The sequence below is a fragment of the Sphingomonas sp. ACRSK genome (genome assembly GCF_022346685.1).
GTDB lineage: Bacteria > Pseudomonadota > Alphaproteobacteria > Sphingomonadales > Sphingomonadaceae > Sphingomonas > Sphingomonas molluscorum.
The window spans coordinates 65,648-79,384 of record NZ_JAKRNR010000018.1 but is presented as its reverse complement, the minus strand read 5'-3'; the positions used below and the strand labels follow the sequence as shown (position 1 = coordinate 79,384).

15 protein-coding genes are annotated in these 13,737 nt (G+C 69.5%); 4 read left to right on the top strand and 11 right to left on the bottom strand.

The genetic code is table 11. The features are described 5' to 3' along the window. The first annotated feature begins 173 nt into the window (after positions 1-173). Positions 174-308: an entericidin A/B family lipoprotein gene (locus MHZ35_RS11255; protein WP_125959015.1), complete on the top strand. Its 135-nt coding sequence runs from the start codon at positions 174-176 to the stop codon at positions 306-308. 82 nt (positions 309-390) lie between these two features. On the opposite strand, the gene MHZ35_RS11250 is transcribed toward MHZ35_RS11255, so the two are convergent. After that, positions 391-3,189 carry a DUF3857 domain-containing protein gene (locus MHZ35_RS11250; protein WP_239435670.1) on the bottom strand — a complete coding sequence of 933 codons (2,799 nt, stop codon included), beginning with the start codon at positions 3,187-3,189 and terminating at the stop codon, positions 391-393. 275 nt (positions 3,190-3,464) lie between these two features. Here MHZ35_RS11250 and MHZ35_RS11245 point away from each other — a divergent pair, with 275 nt between their 5' ends. Beyond that, complete coding sequence (locus MHZ35_RS11245; RefSeq protein ID WP_239435669.1) at positions 3,465-4,580, top strand: NADH:flavin oxidoreductase; 1,116 nt, start codon at positions 3,465-3,467, stop codon at positions 4,578-4,580. 73 nt (positions 4,581-4,653) lie between these two features. Continuing rightward, a complete protein-coding gene (locus MHZ35_RS11240) occupies positions 4,654-5,400 on the top strand; it encodes an SDR family oxidoreductase (protein ID WP_239435668.1) in 747 nt (248 codons plus the stop codon). Positions 5,401-5,729: 329 nt separating this feature from the next. On the opposite strand, the gene uvrC is transcribed toward MHZ35_RS11240, so the two are convergent. From uvrC to MHZ35_RS11205, 7 genes are all read right to left on the bottom strand, one after another. Continuing rightward, entirely contained in the window at positions 5,730-7,655 is a 1,926-nt protein-coding gene (gene uvrC, locus MHZ35_RS11235; RefSeq protein ID WP_239435667.1) for an excinuclease ABC subunit UvrC, read from the bottom strand. 327 nt (positions 7,656-7,982) lie between these two features. Further along, entirely contained in the window at positions 7,983-8,303 is a 321-nt protein-coding gene (locus MHZ35_RS11230; RefSeq protein ID WP_239435666.1) for a DMT family transporter, read from the bottom strand. A gap of 110 nt (positions 8,304-8,413) precedes the next feature. Further along, positions 8,414-9,073, bottom strand: coding sequence for a F0F1 ATP synthase subunit B family protein (locus MHZ35_RS11225; RefSeq protein ID WP_239435665.1), 660 nt, complete (start codon positions 9,071-9,073; stop codon positions 8,414-8,416). Next, the gene (locus tag MHZ35_RS11220) at positions 9,066-9,560 is read right to left on the bottom strand and encodes a F0F1 ATP synthase subunit B family protein (protein WP_239435664.1); all 495 of its coding nucleotides are present in this window, start codon (positions 9,558-9,560) and stop codon (positions 9,066-9,068) included. The genes MHZ35_RS11225 and MHZ35_RS11220 overlap by 8 nt, the downstream gene beginning before the upstream one ends. 78 nt (positions 9,561-9,638) lie before the next feature. Next, entirely contained in the window at positions 9,639-9,866 is a 228-nt protein-coding gene (locus MHZ35_RS11215; protein WP_055927075.1) for a F0F1 ATP synthase subunit C, read from the bottom strand. Positions 9,867-9,903: 37 nt separating this feature from the next. Continuing rightward, positions 9,904-10,695: a F0F1 ATP synthase subunit A gene (locus tag MHZ35_RS11210; RefSeq protein WP_342453521.1), complete on the bottom strand. Its 792-nt coding sequence runs from the start codon at positions 10,693-10,695 to the stop codon at positions 9,904-9,906. A gap of 34 nt (positions 10,696-10,729) precedes the next feature. Next, the gene (locus tag MHZ35_RS11205; RefSeq protein WP_125959025.1) at positions 10,730-11,050 is read right to left on the bottom strand and encodes an AtpZ/AtpI family protein; all 321 of its coding nucleotides are present in this window, start codon (positions 11,048-11,050) and stop codon (positions 10,730-10,732) included. A gap of 240 nt (positions 11,051-11,290) precedes the next feature. Between MHZ35_RS11205 and MHZ35_RS11200 the strand changes: the two genes are divergently transcribed. Beyond that, positions 11,291-11,695 carry a hypothetical protein gene (locus tag MHZ35_RS11200; RefSeq protein WP_239435663.1) on the top strand — a complete coding sequence of 135 codons (405 nt, stop codon included), beginning with the start codon at positions 11,291-11,293 and terminating at the stop codon, positions 11,693-11,695. A 6-nt stretch (positions 11,696-11,701) separates the two neighbouring features. On the opposite strand, the gene MHZ35_RS11195 is transcribed toward MHZ35_RS11200, so the two are convergent. The 3 genes from MHZ35_RS11195 to MHZ35_RS11185 all read right to left on the bottom strand — a co-directional run bounded on the left by MHZ35_RS11195 (position 11,702) and on the right by MHZ35_RS11185 (position 13,716). After that, positions 11,702-13,006, bottom strand: a complete 1,305-nt coding sequence (locus MHZ35_RS11195; RefSeq protein ID WP_239435662.1) for a cation:proton antiporter — start codon at positions 13,004-13,006, stop codon at positions 11,702-11,704. Between the two features lie 153 nt (positions 13,007-13,159). Next, the gene (locus MHZ35_RS11190) at positions 13,160-13,543 is read right to left on the bottom strand and encodes a YdbL family protein (RefSeq protein WP_239435661.1); all 384 of its coding nucleotides are present in this window, start codon (positions 13,541-13,543) and stop codon (positions 13,160-13,162) included. Beyond that, positions 13,543-13,716, bottom strand: a complete 174-nt coding sequence (locus tag MHZ35_RS11185) for a YnbE family lipoprotein (protein WP_239435660.1) — start codon at positions 13,714-13,716, stop codon at positions 13,543-13,545. Before MHZ35_RS11185 ends, MHZ35_RS11190 begins: the two co-directional genes overlap by 1 nt. Positions 13,717-13,737 lie beyond the last annotated feature (21 nt).

Genomic DNA, 13,737 nt, shown 5'->3' with positions numbered 1-13,737 from the left:
CCTCCCCCCCCCCCGGTGACGCTTCCGGGCCCACATTCCTTCCAGCATCGAGATCCCACCGCGGCAGCGCTGCAACAGCAGCGCGCGGTTTTCGCGTGGTCGATCCGATTGCGGAACGAAAATCGCGGCGAGGCATTCCCATCCTGCAGATTCAACGGTTCATGGAGGATTTCATGCGCAAGGTTTTTGGTTTGATGGCGATCGCCGGCGCGCTGATGGTCAGCGCGTGCAACACGGTCGAGGGCGCGGGCCGCGACGTCTCGTCGGCAGGCGATGCCGTCTCGGACGCTGCGAGCGACAGCAAGTAAGCGCACCTTTCTGGTACGCGACGGGCGGCCCGGACATCCGGGCCGCCCGTTTCTTTTGCCCGACGGAGGTCGGCTCAAGCGATCAGGGCTTGATCCCGTAGCGGGCATATTCCTCGGCAATGCGTGGCGATTGCAGCGTTGCCGCGGCGAAGTCGGCGGCGCTGCCGGCCGCATCGCCCTTGGCTTTGCGCACCACGCCCCGCATAAACAGCGAGGCCGGCATCCCCGGCGCCATCTCCAGCGCCGCATCGAAGTCCGCCAGCGCGTCGTCCAGCCGGTTCATCCGGAAGTAGACCATGCCGCGGCTGTCCAGGATGCTGGACGGGCTTTCCGCGAGTTCGATCGCCTTGGTGCAGTCGCGCAGCGCCGTGTCGAGCGCGACGTTGCGCGTCCCCTTCAACCAGCACCGCCCGTTGAGCAGCGTCGCCTGGCCGGGGCTCGTCTTCACCGCCGTATCCAGGGAGGCGAGCGCATCATCGACGCGCCCTCCTTCGGCCAGGACGTTGCTGCGCACCAGCTGCAGGTTGCTGCGCTGCTCGCCGCCGGTCGGGCTCTGCCGGTCGATCCGGGCGAGCGCCGCGGTCGCCTGGCCATGCTCCGCCTCGAACTGCGCGATCGCGAGCTGCACGGGGATGCTGGCGGGCTCCAGCGTTTCGGCCGCGCGCAGATCGGCCAGCGCCTTGGCGTCATCGTTGACCTGCTGGTGCAACTCCGCGCGCCACAGGTACCGGTCGATCGTCGCGCCGAGCGCGATCGCCTGGTCCACGTCCGCCAGCGCGCCGCGCCAATCGTAGAGGCCGGTGCGGAACCGCGCCCGGCGCTCGAACGCCTCGGCGGACTTGGGGTTCGCCGCCAGATCCTTGGCGAAGACCGCCTCCAGCGCACCCAGCCGCTTGTCGCGGCGGGCGGCCATCACCTCTTCCCAATGCGCCGGCCGCTGCTCGGGCGCCACGGCCACCAGCAGCCGGTTCTTGGCCTGGGCGACGCGGGCGCGCTGCGCCGCGATCTCGCCCGGCGCGATCTCGGCACCGTCGGCGAGCAGCACGTCGCGCGCGACCAGCCATCCACCTTCCTGCGTCACCCGGCGCTGAACCGTCAGACCGGCGTAGCGACCCGAAAGCTCGCGGTCGCCCTCCAGCGTCACGCCTTTGCCGCCGTCCGGCAGGTGTACGCGGGTGGTCGCCTCAGTATGCGAGGGGCCGTTGGTCGCGACGGGCAGCTGCTGCCAGGCGGTGCGCGACCGGTCGGGCTCGAAGCTCAGCTGCCCGATCGCCCGGTCCAGCCCCAGCCGGAGCTTCTGCTCCTCCAGCTCCCACGCACTGTCCGCGATGCCGGAGGCCTCGATCGTGGCGATGCCGCTGGCAGCATCCCAGCGGATCGAACGATCGACGATCAGCGCGCCGCCCAAGAGGCGCGACAGGATGCCGCCGACCAGTTCGTCCTTCTGCTGGCGGTCGGCCTGGGAGGCTGCGAGGTTCAGCTCCTGCCCCATCGCGCCGCGCACCTCCAGCGTCGCCTTGAACGGCGTCGGCAGGGTGAAGCCCGCGCTCTGGTCGATCTCCAGCATCGAGCGGCCCTGAGGCCGTGCCGGCGCGACCGTCGGCAGCGGCATCAGCCCGGCGCCCGCCGTGCGCAGGGGCAGGACGTTGCGGAACGGCGGCGTGTCGCCCAGGTCCTCGCGCCGGACGCCGGAGTCGGTCCCGTCCAGCCACAGCGTGCGCCCGTCGACGGTCGCCCGCACGATCACATGGTTGAACGCGGCCGCGCTCGGCAGCCGCTCCGCCACCAGATCGCCCATGCCGATGCTCGCGAGCACCGGCTCCGCCTCCACGTCCAGGGCATGGAGCAGCGCCAGCAGCAGCAGCGTCTTCGCCTTGCAGTCGCCATAGCGGCGCTGCCAGGTGTCGGCCGGCGACTGCGGGTGGTAATTGCCGCCCGCCATGCCGTTGAACAGGTAGCGCACCTCGTCCTGCACCAGCCGCAGTGCGGCGGCCGTCCGGTCGATCGGCGTGGCATGGGCCGCCTTGATCTTGGCCACTTCCGCCGCGAGCGGACTTCCCGGCGCGATCAGCCCCGCGGTGCGGTAGAGCGGCTCCATGGTGCGCGAGACCGCCTGCCAGTCGGCGAAGCTCGTCGCCTCCAGGATCTCCAGGCGGCGGAAGCGGGCCGGCGCGTCGCCCGGCAGTTCCTCCGCCTTCGCCAGCGGCACGGTCACCTCCAGCTCCTGATAGGCGCCCGCGCGCATCGGCATCGGCGGCGTGCCCTTGCCGTGCGCGTTCCACTTCACCGGGGTGGCGCCGTCCCACAACAGGCGCGCGCGGGCAAAGCCGACGCGCAGCGGCTCGCTGACCAGCGGCATTACCGTCTGGACGTTGCCCGCCAGCGCCGAATCCTTGTTGGTGTTGGAAAAGGTCACGCGCAGCACGTCCCCGACGCGCAGCCCCTCCACGGTCATGGTCGCCGTCAGCACGCCGGTCAGCTGCAGCTGCTCCAGCTGCTCCTCGCGCCGCAGCACCGTGAAGCGTTCGCCCTTGGAAAGCGCGTCGATGCGCTCATTGCCGCGCAGGATCTCGACGCGGTGGATGATCAGGTCGCCGCCGTCCGGCTGCCACGGCAGCTGCACGGTACCCGCCTGGTTGAGCGTCTGGGCAGAGGCGATCCGGGTCGCACTGTCGGTATAGGCCCAGCTCTGGCCGTCGTGCAGCCGCTGCTGCTGGTCGAACAGCATCACCACCGGCGACTCGCCGTCCAGCTTGCCCGTGTCGATCGGCGGCGCCGGCTTCACCCAATCGGGCGCCGGCTGATACAGCGGCTTGTCCCCGGCCCGGGCAGGAGCCGATGCCAGCAGCAGTGCCAGCGCCGACGCACAACGATATCGCATGAAGTCCCCCTCTTCCCCGCCGCCAGCCTAGGCCGGTTTCGGAGCCGCGCAAATGGGCATTTCATGCAGCATCGGTGCATTTTTTCAGAAGCTTGCGGAGTTCCGGCGTCCGGCCTGGTGCGGCGTGCCGGACCGCAACCCGCGCAAGCATCGAGAACCCCTCCCGGGCATCGATCCGTTTCCGGAACGCACCTTCGATACCGCCCGGTACGGTATTGACCTTCGCCTTGCGGTGTATACCTGAGCGGCTCCTGTTTTGAACGGAGCCCCCCTGCATGTCCGCTTCCGCCGACGTCCTCTTCCGCCCCTTCCGCATCAAGTCGCTCGAGCTTGCCAACCGCATCGTCATGGCGCCGATGACGCGCGGCTTCGCGCCGGCCGGCATCCCCGGCGAGCCCCAGGCCGCTTATTATCGCCGTCGGGCCGAGGGCGGCGTCGGCCTGATCCTGTCCGAAGGCACGGTGATCGACCGCCCCGCGTCGCGCAACATGGCGGGCATCCCGCTGTTCCACGGCGAGCAGGCGCTGGCCGGCTGGCAGCAGGTGATCGACACCGTCCACGCCGCCGGCGGCAAGATGGGCCCGCAGATCTGGCATACCGGCTCCACGGTCGGCCCGGATGGCTGGGAGCCGGACGCACCGGTCGAAAGCCCGTCGGGCCTGCTCGCCCCCGGCAAGCCGCGCGGCGAGACGATGAGCGAGGAGGCGATCGCCGACACCATCGCCGCCTTCGCCCGCGCGGCCGCCGATGCCAAGCGGCTGGGCTTCGACACCGTCGAGCTGCACGGCGCGCACGGCTATCTGATCGACCAGTTCTTCTGGGCGGGTACCAACGAGCGCACCGATCGCTGGGGCGGCGCCACCATCCGCGAGCGCTCGCGCTTCGCGGGCGAGGTGGTGAAGGCGGTGCGCGAGGCCGTCGGCCCCGATTATCCGATCATCCTGCGCCTCAGCCAGTGGAAGCAGCAGGACTATGCCGCGCGCCTGGCCGAAACGCCCGAGCTGATGGCCGACTGGCTGCAGCCGCTGGTCGATGCCGGCGCCGACGTGCTCCACTGTTCGCAGCGCCGCTTCTGGGAGCCCGAGTTCCCCGAGCTTGACGGTGAGAAGGGCCTGAACTTCGCCGGCTGGGCGAAGAAGCTGACCGGTGCGGCCACCATCAGCGTCGGCTCGGTCGGCCTCTCGGGCGAGTTCCTGGCGGCGTTCGGCGGCGAAAGCTCCTCGACCGTCGGCATCGAGAACCTGATCGAGCGCATGGAACGCGACGAGTTCGACCTGATCGCGGTGGGCCGCGCGCTCATCAGCAACCCCGACTGGGTCGCCCGTATCCGCGAAGGCGACGCCACCAAGGTGAAGGGCTTCGAAGCCTCGGCCCTCGGCGAGCTGGTCTGATCCCGGCGCCGGCGCGTCCCCCGCAGACGCGCCGGCGCTTCGGCATTTGCCCCGGCCACGCTATGGCGCTGCCATGGAACAGGACCACAGGCTTGGACGCCGCACGGCGCTGGTGACGGGGGCTTCGGGCGGTCTGGGGCAGCCGATCGCCCGCGGCCTCGCGCAAACGGGCGTGCACGTCCTCCTCCAGGGCCGTCGCCGCGCTGCGCTGGAGGCGCTCGCCGCAGCGATCGCCGCGGACGGTGGCTCCGCCGAGCCTCTGGTCGTCGACCTGGAAGACGACGCCGCGCTCGCCGCGTGCGTGGATGCGCTGCCGCTGATCGACATCCTCATCAACAACGCCGGCCACCGCGACCGCAGGCCGCTCGCCGACCTCGACCGTGCCGCCGTCCGCCGCATGCTGGAGGTGAACCTGGTCGCGCCGTTCGATCTCGCCCGCCGGCTCGCGCCCGGCATGGCGGCGGGCGGCCGCATCCTCAACATCACCTCGATCGCCGGGCCGATCGCCCGCAGCGGGGACGCCGCCTACACCGCATCCAAGGGCGGGCTGGAGGCGCTCACCCGCGCGCTTGCCGCCGAACTCGGCCCGCGCGGCATCACCGTCAACGCGGTCGCGCCCGGCTTCTTCGCGACCGAAGCCAATGCCGCAATGGTCGCCGACCCCGCGATCGCCGCGCATCTCGCCACCCGCACCTCGCTCGGCCGCTGGGGCCGGCCGGAGGAGATCGTCGGCCCGGTGCTGTTCCTGACCGCACCGGAGGCGTCCTACGTCACCGGCCAGGTGCTCGCCGTCGACGGCGGGTACACGGCGCACTTTTGATAACTCGCGCAAAGCAGTACCCCGGCGGAGGCCGGGGTCCAGTTGGGGGACGAACCAGAGGGGGGGGGTGACCTCGCCAGGCCTTCCCAACTGGGCCCCGGCCTCCGCCGGGGTACGGGGACAGGCCTGTGTCGCGGAAGCCTTCTTCAGATCCGTTCGCGGTCCTGACGAAAGTGAGGGTCCATTGCCGCTCCGCCCGCAAGTGCGACTGAAGCTTGCCTGCAGCTAATCCAGTGTTCCCGCGACGGCGGGAACCCAGGGCCAGGCAGAGCAACAGCTGCCGCCATTTGGAACCCTGGGCTCCCGCCTGCGCGGGAGCACGAAACCCCTCACCGCGCGTGGTAGAAGTCGTACACCTGCTGCGCGACCGCGGCCGACACGCCCGGCGCCTTCTGCAGATCGGCGAGGCTCGCGCCGCGCACCGCCTTGGCGGTGCCGAAGTGCATCAGCAGCGCCTTCTTGCGGGCGGGGCCGATGCCCGGAACCTCGTCGAGCGGGCTCGCGCCCATCGCCTTGGCGCGCTTCTGCCGGTGCGCACCGATCGCGAAGCGGTGGACCTCGTCGCGCAGTCGCTGGAGGTAGAACAGCACCGGCGCGTTGACCGGCAGGGTGAACTCGCGCCCGTCCATCAGGTGGAACACCTCGCGCCCCTCGCGGCCGTGGTTCGGCCCCTTGGCGACGCCGACCAAGCACACGTCCTCGATGCCCAGATCCTCCAGCACTTCGCGCGCGGCGTTGAGCTGCCCGCGCCCGCCGTCGATCAGCACCAGGTCCGGCCACTCGCCCGAATCGCGATCCGGATCCTCCGCCTGCGCTCGGCCAAATCGGCGGGCGAACACCTCGCGCATCATGCCGAAGTCGTCGCCCGGTACGGTGTCCTTGTTGCGGATGTTGAACTTGCGATACTGGCCTTTGCGGAAGCCCTCCGGCCCCGCGACCACCATCGCGCCTAAGGCAGCCGTGCCCTGAATGTGGCTGTTGTCGTACACCTCGATCCGGTCGGGCGGCTCAGGCAGCTCGAACAGGTCGGCGACTTCGCGCAACAGCTTGGCCTGGGTGGTCGACTCGGCGTTGCGCCGGTCGAGCGCCTCGACCGCGTTGCGCGTCGCCTGCTCCAGCAGCCGGCGGCGGGGCCCGCGCTGCGGCACCGACAACGCCACCTTGTGTCCGGCGCGCTCGGCCAGCGCCTCACCCAGCAGCTCCGCCTCGGCGAGTTCGCGGTCGACGAACACGTTTCGCGGCGGCGGCACCTCCTCATAGAACTGCATCAGGAAGCTCGCGAGCACCTCGTCCTCGGGCACGTCGCTGGTGTGCTGCGGGAAGAAGCTGCGATGGCCCCAGTTCTGGCCGCCGCGGATGAAGAAGGCCTGGATGCCGATCGTGCCTTCCTTGCACGCGAGCGCGAACACGTCCGCGTCGCCCACGCCATCGGCGTTGATCGCCTGGCTGCCCTGGATGAAGGTCAGCGCCTTCAGCCGGTCGCGCAGCACCGCCGCCAGCTCGAAGTCCATGTTCTCGGCCGCCGCCGTCATCTGCTCGCCGAGCTTCGCCTGCACCTTGGTCGACTTGCCGGCCAGGAAGTCCTTGGCGTCGCCGACCAGCTCGGCATAGCCTGCCTCGTCGATGCGGCCGACACAGGGCGCCGAACAGCGCTTGATCTGGTGGAGCAGGCACGGGCGATCGCGCGTCTTGAAGAAGCTGTCGGTGCAGCTGCGCAAGAGGAACAGCTTCTGGAGCGCGTTGAGCGTTTGCGTCACCGAGCCCGCGCTCGCGAACGGGCCGTAATAGTTGCCCTTCGCGCGCCGGGCGCCGCGATGCTTCTGGATGCGCGGAAAGTCGTGGTCGGCGCGCAGGAGGATGAAGGGGAAGCTTTTGTCGTCGCGCAGCAGCACGTTGTACGGCGGGCGATAGCGCTTGATCAGCTGCGCCTCGAGCAGCAGCGCCTCCGCCTCGTTGTTGGTCGTGACGATCGTCATCGACCGCGTCTGCGACACCATGCGCTGCAGCCGCTTCGACAGCCGCGAAACCTGGGTATAGTTCGCCACCCGGTTCTTCAGCGCGCGCGCCTTGCCGACGTACAGCACGTCGCCGCGCGCATCCTGCATGCGATAGACGCCCGGCCGCACCGGCAGCGTCGCGAGCACGTTGCGGATCGCCGCGACGCCCGCCTCCAGGTCGGGCGCATCGGTGCCGCCGCGCACGGTGTAGGCGGCCTTTTCCTCGTTGAATCGGCTCGGAGAATTGGGATCGGACATTGCGTGCCGATCTAGGGAGTCTCACCCTCCCCCGCTAGCGTTGAGGTCGGGCAACTCAGCCTTCCGCCGACCAGCCGTACCCCGGCGGAGGCCGGGGCCCAGTTGGGAAGGCCTCGGCGAGGTCACGCACCCTCCCGACCGTCCCCCAACTGGGCCCCGGCCTTCGCCGGGGTACAAACAAGGGGCGGGATGTTGCGCCTCTCTCGTGCTCCCGCGAAGGCGGGAGCCCAGGGCGCCAAGCACCGCAAGCCGTTGGTCTGCTTGGCCCTGGATCCCCGCCTGCGCGAGGATACGAAGAGGGCGTCCGGGGCGCTCAGCCCCGAGGCCTCAAATCCGCGCGAACAGCTTCGTGCCGACCACGCCGATCACGATCAGCGCCATGAAGAACGCCTGCATCGGGCCGATGCGGTCGCCGAACAGCACCGAGCCGCCGATGATCACGCCCACCGCGCCAAGCCCCGTCCAAACCGCATAGGCGGTGCCCGCGGGGATGCCGCGCATCGCCAGCGCCAGCAGGCCCATGTTCACGAAGGAAAGGATGATCGGCACCGACGAGGCGGCGATCGTCGCCTGCGTGCCGGCCCACTTCAGGCTTAGCGCCCAGCAGATCTCGGTGACGACGGCGATGCCCAGGATGATCCAGGCCATGAGAAACACTCCTGGGCTCTGGAAAAGGAAAAGGGCGCCGCCGGAAACCCGAGAAGCGGCGCCCCTGTCAGGCTGTGGGAGGGACCAGGGTCCCCGCCCATGTCTTTGGATCAGTGCGGTCGGCCGAGCCCCGCGCCCAGACCGGCGATGGTGCGGTCGATCAGCGTGCGGTCGCCCTCGGCACCCAGCCGCTCGGCGATCAGCGATGCCGCCGCCTTGGCAGCCGCGTCGGCGGCCTTGGCGCGCACCTCGGCGATCGCCTGGCGCTCGGCCGCGGCGATGCGATCCTCGGCCATCTTGGCGCGGCGGCTGGTCAGTTCCTGCGCGTCGACCTCCGCCTTGGCGACGATGGACGCCGCCTCGGCATGGGCGTGCTCGCGCATCGCCGCTGCCTCGGCATCGGCCTGCTGCGCCTTGAGGGCGTATTCGGCCTTCAGCGCCTCGGCCTCGGCACGCAGCCGCTTGGCCTCGTCGAGCTGGGTACGGATCGTCGCGATCCGCGTGTCCAGCACGCCGGCGATGCCCTTGTGCGCACGCCGCCACACCAGCAGCAGGATCGTGAGCAGGGCGGCAACCGCCACCCAGCCGGTCGAATCCATGCCCCAGGCGGTGGGGCTCGGCTCGTGGTGCTGATCCGGAACGCCGGTGCTGTGCATCGGCTCGGCCGTCAGCCCGTCCTCACCGCGGATCGGCTGCTTTTCCAGCGGCTCCAGCGCCGCGGCATGGTCCAGTCGTTCGGCCACGATCGTCGATCCGTTCACATTAGCCATGGGCCACCGCCTTGCGGACGGCGTCGGCGGCAGCCTCGCGGCTGACCTCGATGCCGGCCAGCTTGGCGACGATCCCCTGGGCAGCGTCGGCGGCGACGTCCTCCAGGCTGGCGAGCGCGCTCGCACGGGCCTGGTTGACCTCCACCTCGGCCGCATCCAGGCGCGCCTGCATGGCGGCATTGGCAGCCTTCGCACGCTCGGCGGCGTCGGCGGTCGCCTTCGCCTTGGCGGCGTTGGTCTCGGCAAGCGCAGCCTGGCGGGCCTCCGCCATGCGGGTGCGCCATGCCTCCTCGGTCGCGTCGGCTTCCTGGCCGGCGCGCGTGGCGGCGGCGAGGTCGTCGGCGATCTGCGCGTCGCGCTTTTCGACCGTGCCCTGGATCCTCGGCACCATGCCCCGCCCGATCCCGAAATAGATCAGGCCGAACACGATCAGCAGCCAGAAGATCTGCGAGGCATAGGTCGCAGCGATCTGTTCGATTTGCGGCATGGTGGTTCCCGTTCGTTCGCGTGTGCTTCCGTCACCGGCCGCCTGCCCGCATGGGCGACGGCCGGTCACGAAAAGAAGTTACGCGACGAAGATCAGCAGCACCGCGACGACGAACGCGAGCAGGCCCAGAAGCTCGGCGGCGGCGAAGCCGATGAACAGGCGGCCCTGCTGGCCGTCGGCGGCACCCGGGTTGCGCAGCGCGCCTTCGAGGAACTTGGCGAAGACGTTGCCCACGCCGAGTGCGGCAAGGCCCGCACCAATGGCTGCGAGACCGGCACCGAGCAGCTTTGCGGCTTCTGCGTCCATGATAAAACTCCTGTTGGGTATCTGTTGGTTGGAAAGATCAGTGCAGGTTGACGGCGTCGTTCAGGTAGAGCGACGTCAACAGCGCGAACACGTAAGCCTGGATGGCGCACACCAGCAGCTCAAGCAGGGTGATGCCGATCATCAGGATGAAGCTGGGGATGGCCACCAGCGGCGCGACCCACACGGCGTCTGCATTGAGGCCGTTGATCACGAAGCCCGCCAGCACCTTCAGCAGGATGTGGCCCGCCGTCATCGCGACGAACAGTCGCAGGCCAAGGCTGAACGGGCGCACCAGGAACGAGAACAGCTCGACCACCGGGATCAGCCACAGCAGCCACCAGGGCGTGCCGTGCGGCACGAACAGCGAGAAGAAGTGCAGGCCGTGGCGCGAGAAGCCGACGATCAGCACCAGCGCGAAGCTGATGATCGCCAGCACGCCGGTGACGGTCAGGTGGCTGGTGACGGTGAACGGATGCACGCCCGGGACCAGGCCGAACGGCAGCAGGCCCAGGATGTTCGCGATCAGGATGAACATGAACAGCGAGAACACGTACGGCAGGAAGCGCTTGCCCTCCGGCCCGATGTTCGCCGTCAGCATGTCCCCGATGAAGCCGGTGAAGCTCTCCACCGCCATCTGCCAGCGACCGGGGACGGTCTGCCCCTTCATGCCGCCGAGCATGAACAGCCACAGGACGACGAGCGTCGCGACCATCCACAGCGTGGAGTTGGTGAAGGCAATATTATACCCGAACAGGTTCCAGCTCTGACCGAACACGGGTTCGATCAGGAACTGATGCATCGGGTCGATCTTGGATCCGCCTTGCGCCACGTTTCTTCCAACCGCCAATACGATGAACGCCCGGTTATTCCGGGCGCTCGCCAGCAATCTTGATGATGTTCCTGAACCCGGCGCCTACCCCAAGGGCAAGCAGCGTGAGCAGGAGCCAGGGCGACGTTCCGAACCAGCGGTCTAGCAACCAGCCGATCAGCGCGCCGCCGACAAGGGACCCGAGGAGCGTCGCGAGCACGCGGTTGCCGAGCGAATAATTCCGATCGACCCCCGCCTTCGCACGCCCCGTCCGCACGGCCTCCGCATGATTCGCTTGTTTCAGCCGCTGTTCCAGCGACGTGAGACGCGAATCCTCGGAACCATAAGGGTCCTGCCCGGGGCCGTTTTCCGCCATGCGCCATCCTCTCCTAAAGCATTGTTCGGGGGAGGAACGCATGTACGGCGAGCAACCCCGCCAAGGCGGCGCCCGTTTAGGAAGGGGTGCGTTTCAAGTCAACCTTTGTAACAGTTCTGCACCGCCTCCTGCGGCACGCGTGCAGCATCGCTGCAACAGGCCCCACGCCCGCTGCTTGCGCGTTGCCAAGGCCGCAGCTTCGGGCGATGCTCTCGCAAGGGAAACAGGGGGGAGCAAGCCGTGCGCAAACTCGCCAGGCGTCTGTTCGACGGCGCCCGCATGACCGACGAAGAATATCGGGCCAATCTGAACGGGATCAACATCTTCTTCGGGGCGGTGCTGGGCTTCGTCCTCGCGGGCACCGAGACGCTGGAGACCGCCGGCTTCACGCTGGTGCTGGTGCTGTGCTCCGCAATCGTGATCAGCATCCTCTACATCTCGTCGAGCCAGCGGCGGTTCGTCTATTTCGTCTACACCGCGGTCGGGATCGCCTGCCTGCCGCAGGTGGTGGCGCTGATCGGCCCTGCGGGCACCACCCTGCCGCCCAAGCTGATGCCGACCCTGGCCGTGTGGACGGCGATGACCGCCTTCGTCGAGTTCGCCCCCCGTGCCCGGCCGGGGGACGCCACCGCGCCCCGGCCGTGAGCGGGATCAGCGCGCGGCGACCGCCTCGCGCGCGCTGATCCCCTCCTCCTCCGACAGCGTGCCGAGCGCACCGGTGCTGCGGGCACGGCGGCCATAGACCAGCTCGAACAGCGGCGACGCCATCAGCGTCGTCAGGATCGCCATCAGCACCAGGATCGAGAACAGCGCCGGGCCGATGATCCCGCGCTGCAGCCCGATGTTGATGATGATGAGCTCCATCAGCCCGCGCGCGTTCATCAGCGCGCCGATGCCGAGCGCGGTCGGATTGTCCTGCCCGGTCAGCCGCGCCGCCGCCCAGCAGGCGCCGCCCTTGGCCAGCACCGACGCGGCAAGGATCGCGAGCGTCACGCCCAGCAGCCCCAGGTTGTCGACCAATGTCAGCTGGGTGTTGAGGCCGGAGAAGGCGAAGAACATCGGCAGCAGCAGCACCACCGTCACCGGCTCCAGCTGGCGGCGCAGCCCCTCGGCAAACACCCCGCGCGGCATGACCACGCCCAGCAGGAAGCCGCCGAACACCGCGTGCATGCCCACCGCGTCCATCGCAAAGGCCGCGCCCAGGAACAGCATCAGCGCGATCGCCAGGTCGCCTTGCGCGATCCCGCCGCGCGCTTCCGCCCGGCGGCCGAGCGGCGCCAGCATGCGCGGCCCCAGGCCCAGCACCACCACCGCGAACAGGATCGCGCCACCGATCGCCTTCACCGCCACCATCGGCCCGTCGCCGAAGGTCGCGAGCACCACCGCCAGCACCGTCCAGGCACCCGCATCGTCGATCGCGCCCGCCGACAGCGAAAGCGTGCCGAGCGGGGTGCCCGAAAGCCCGCGCTCGTGGATGATGCGGGCCAGCATCGGAAAGGCGGTGATCGCGATGCACGCGCCCATGAACAGCGTCGCCTGCATCTGGGTGACGCTGGGCGAGAAGAGGCCGGGGATGCCGACCAGCCAGGGCGTGATCGCGACTGCCACCAGGAACGGGGCCGCCATGCCGGACAGCGACACTGCGGCGGCGCTCCCGGCATTGCTGCGGAAGTGATCGGCGCGGAAGCCCAGCCCGACCAGGAACATGTAGAGCCCGACGCCCAGCTGCGCGCCGGCGTAGAGGATGCCGCGCGCTTCCTTGGGGAACAGCATCGCCTGGAGATCGGGCGCGAGCAGGCCGAACAGCGACGGGCCCAGGATAACCCCCGCGATCATCTCCCCCACGACCTGCGGCTGTCCCAGGTAGCGCCGGGCGAGCCAGCCTACGCCGCGGGAGACCGCGACGATCGCGAACAATTGCAAAAAGAAGATCACACTCAGCTGCGCCGGTGCCATTCCGCCCCTCCCCCGTTCGGCCGCAGTTTCGGCCGGTGCCTTGGCGGCACGGCGCGAAATCTACGCTGCGGAAAGGCGGCCGACAATGGGGCGCGAACGCAGCCGCAAGGGGGCGATTCTCCGCCGTCCGATCAAGGACGGCGGCTCAGGCGGTCAGACGCAGCGCGGGTCGCGCTCGGGCGCGCCGGCGCCGCGGGTCTTCCAGCTGCCGTCCGGGCCCTTGTACTTCTCGCCCGGCCGGGTCTTGGCGATCAGGTTGCAGCCCGACACGAAGGCGAACTGCTCCACGGTCGCGCCGTTGCTGGCGCCGCGGGTATAGGCGGCCTTGCGCTTGATGTTGATGCTGTTGACCAGCGCGCGCAGCTCCGGCGTGGCACTGCCGACGATGCCCAGATAGCCGTCGGGCTGCTCGCCGACCTTGCCGGCCTCGCGCGCGGCTTCATAGGCCGGGTCGCGCTGCGCCCAGGCGGCACCCGCCATACCGGTGACCGCCACCGCCGCTGCGGCCGCGAACACGATCTTCATTCCCTTGCGCATCAGAAAATCCCCGGGTTCTGCTGGATCAGGTTCTTCGCCTCGCCATCCAGACGATACACCACTTCCTGCGTGATGTTGATGTTCAGGTTGATCTCGATCGGCTTGTCCGGCGCGCTCACGTTCACGCACCCGCCCGTCGCCGCCACGGTCGCGACGCCGAGCGCCGCCGCCATCCACCTATGCATCTGCACGCC

Excerpts from the sequence above, each read along its gene's own strand:
- MHZ35_RS11255 (WP_125959015.1), top strand. The coding sequence starts at position 174 with ATGCGCAAGGTTTTTGGTTTGATGGCGATCGCCGGCGCGCTGATGGTC.
- MHZ35_RS11250 (WP_239435670.1), bottom strand. The coding sequence starts at position 3,189 with ATGCGATATCGTTGTGCGTCGGCGCTGGCACTGCTGCTGGCATCGGCT.
- MHZ35_RS11245 (WP_239435669.1), top strand. The coding sequence starts at position 3,465 with ATGTCCGCTTCCGCCGACGTCCTCTTCCGCCCCTTCCGCATCAAGTCG.
- MHZ35_RS11240 (WP_239435668.1), top strand. The coding sequence starts at position 4,654 with ATGGAACAGGACCACAGGCTTGGACGCCGCACGGCGCTGGTGACGGGG.
- uvrC (WP_239435667.1), bottom strand. The coding sequence starts at position 7,655 with ATGTCCGATCCCAATTCTCCGAGCCGATTCAACGAGGAAAAGGCCGCC.
- MHZ35_RS11230 (WP_239435666.1), bottom strand. The coding sequence starts at position 8,303 with ATGGCCTGGATCATCCTGGGCATCGCCGTCGTCACCGAGATCTGCTGG.
- MHZ35_RS11225 (WP_239435665.1), bottom strand. The coding sequence starts at position 9,073 with ATGGCTAATGTGAACGGATCGACGATCGTGGCCGAACGACTGGACCAT.
- MHZ35_RS11220 (WP_239435664.1), bottom strand. The coding sequence starts at position 9,560 with ATGCCGCAAATCGAACAGATCGCTGCGACCTATGCCTCGCAGATCTTC.
- MHZ35_RS11215 (WP_055927075.1), bottom strand. The coding sequence starts at position 9,866 with ATGGACGCAGAAGCCGCAAAGCTGCTCGGTGCCGGTCTCGCAGCCATT.
- MHZ35_RS11205 (WP_125959025.1), bottom strand. The coding sequence starts at position 11,050 with ATGGCGGAAAACGGCCCCGGGCAGGACCCTTATGGTTCCGAGGATTCG.
- MHZ35_RS11195 (WP_239435662.1), bottom strand. The coding sequence starts at position 13,006 with ATGGCACCGGCGCAGCTGAGTGTGATCTTCTTTTTGCAATTGTTCGCG.
- MHZ35_RS11190 (WP_239435661.1), bottom strand. The coding sequence starts at position 13,543 with ATGCGCAAGGGAATGAAGATCGTGTTCGCGGCCGCAGCGGCGGTGGCG.
- MHZ35_RS11185 (WP_239435660.1), bottom strand. The coding sequence starts at position 13,716 with ATGGCGGCGGCGCTCGGCGTCGCGACCGTGGCGGCGACGGGCGGGTGC.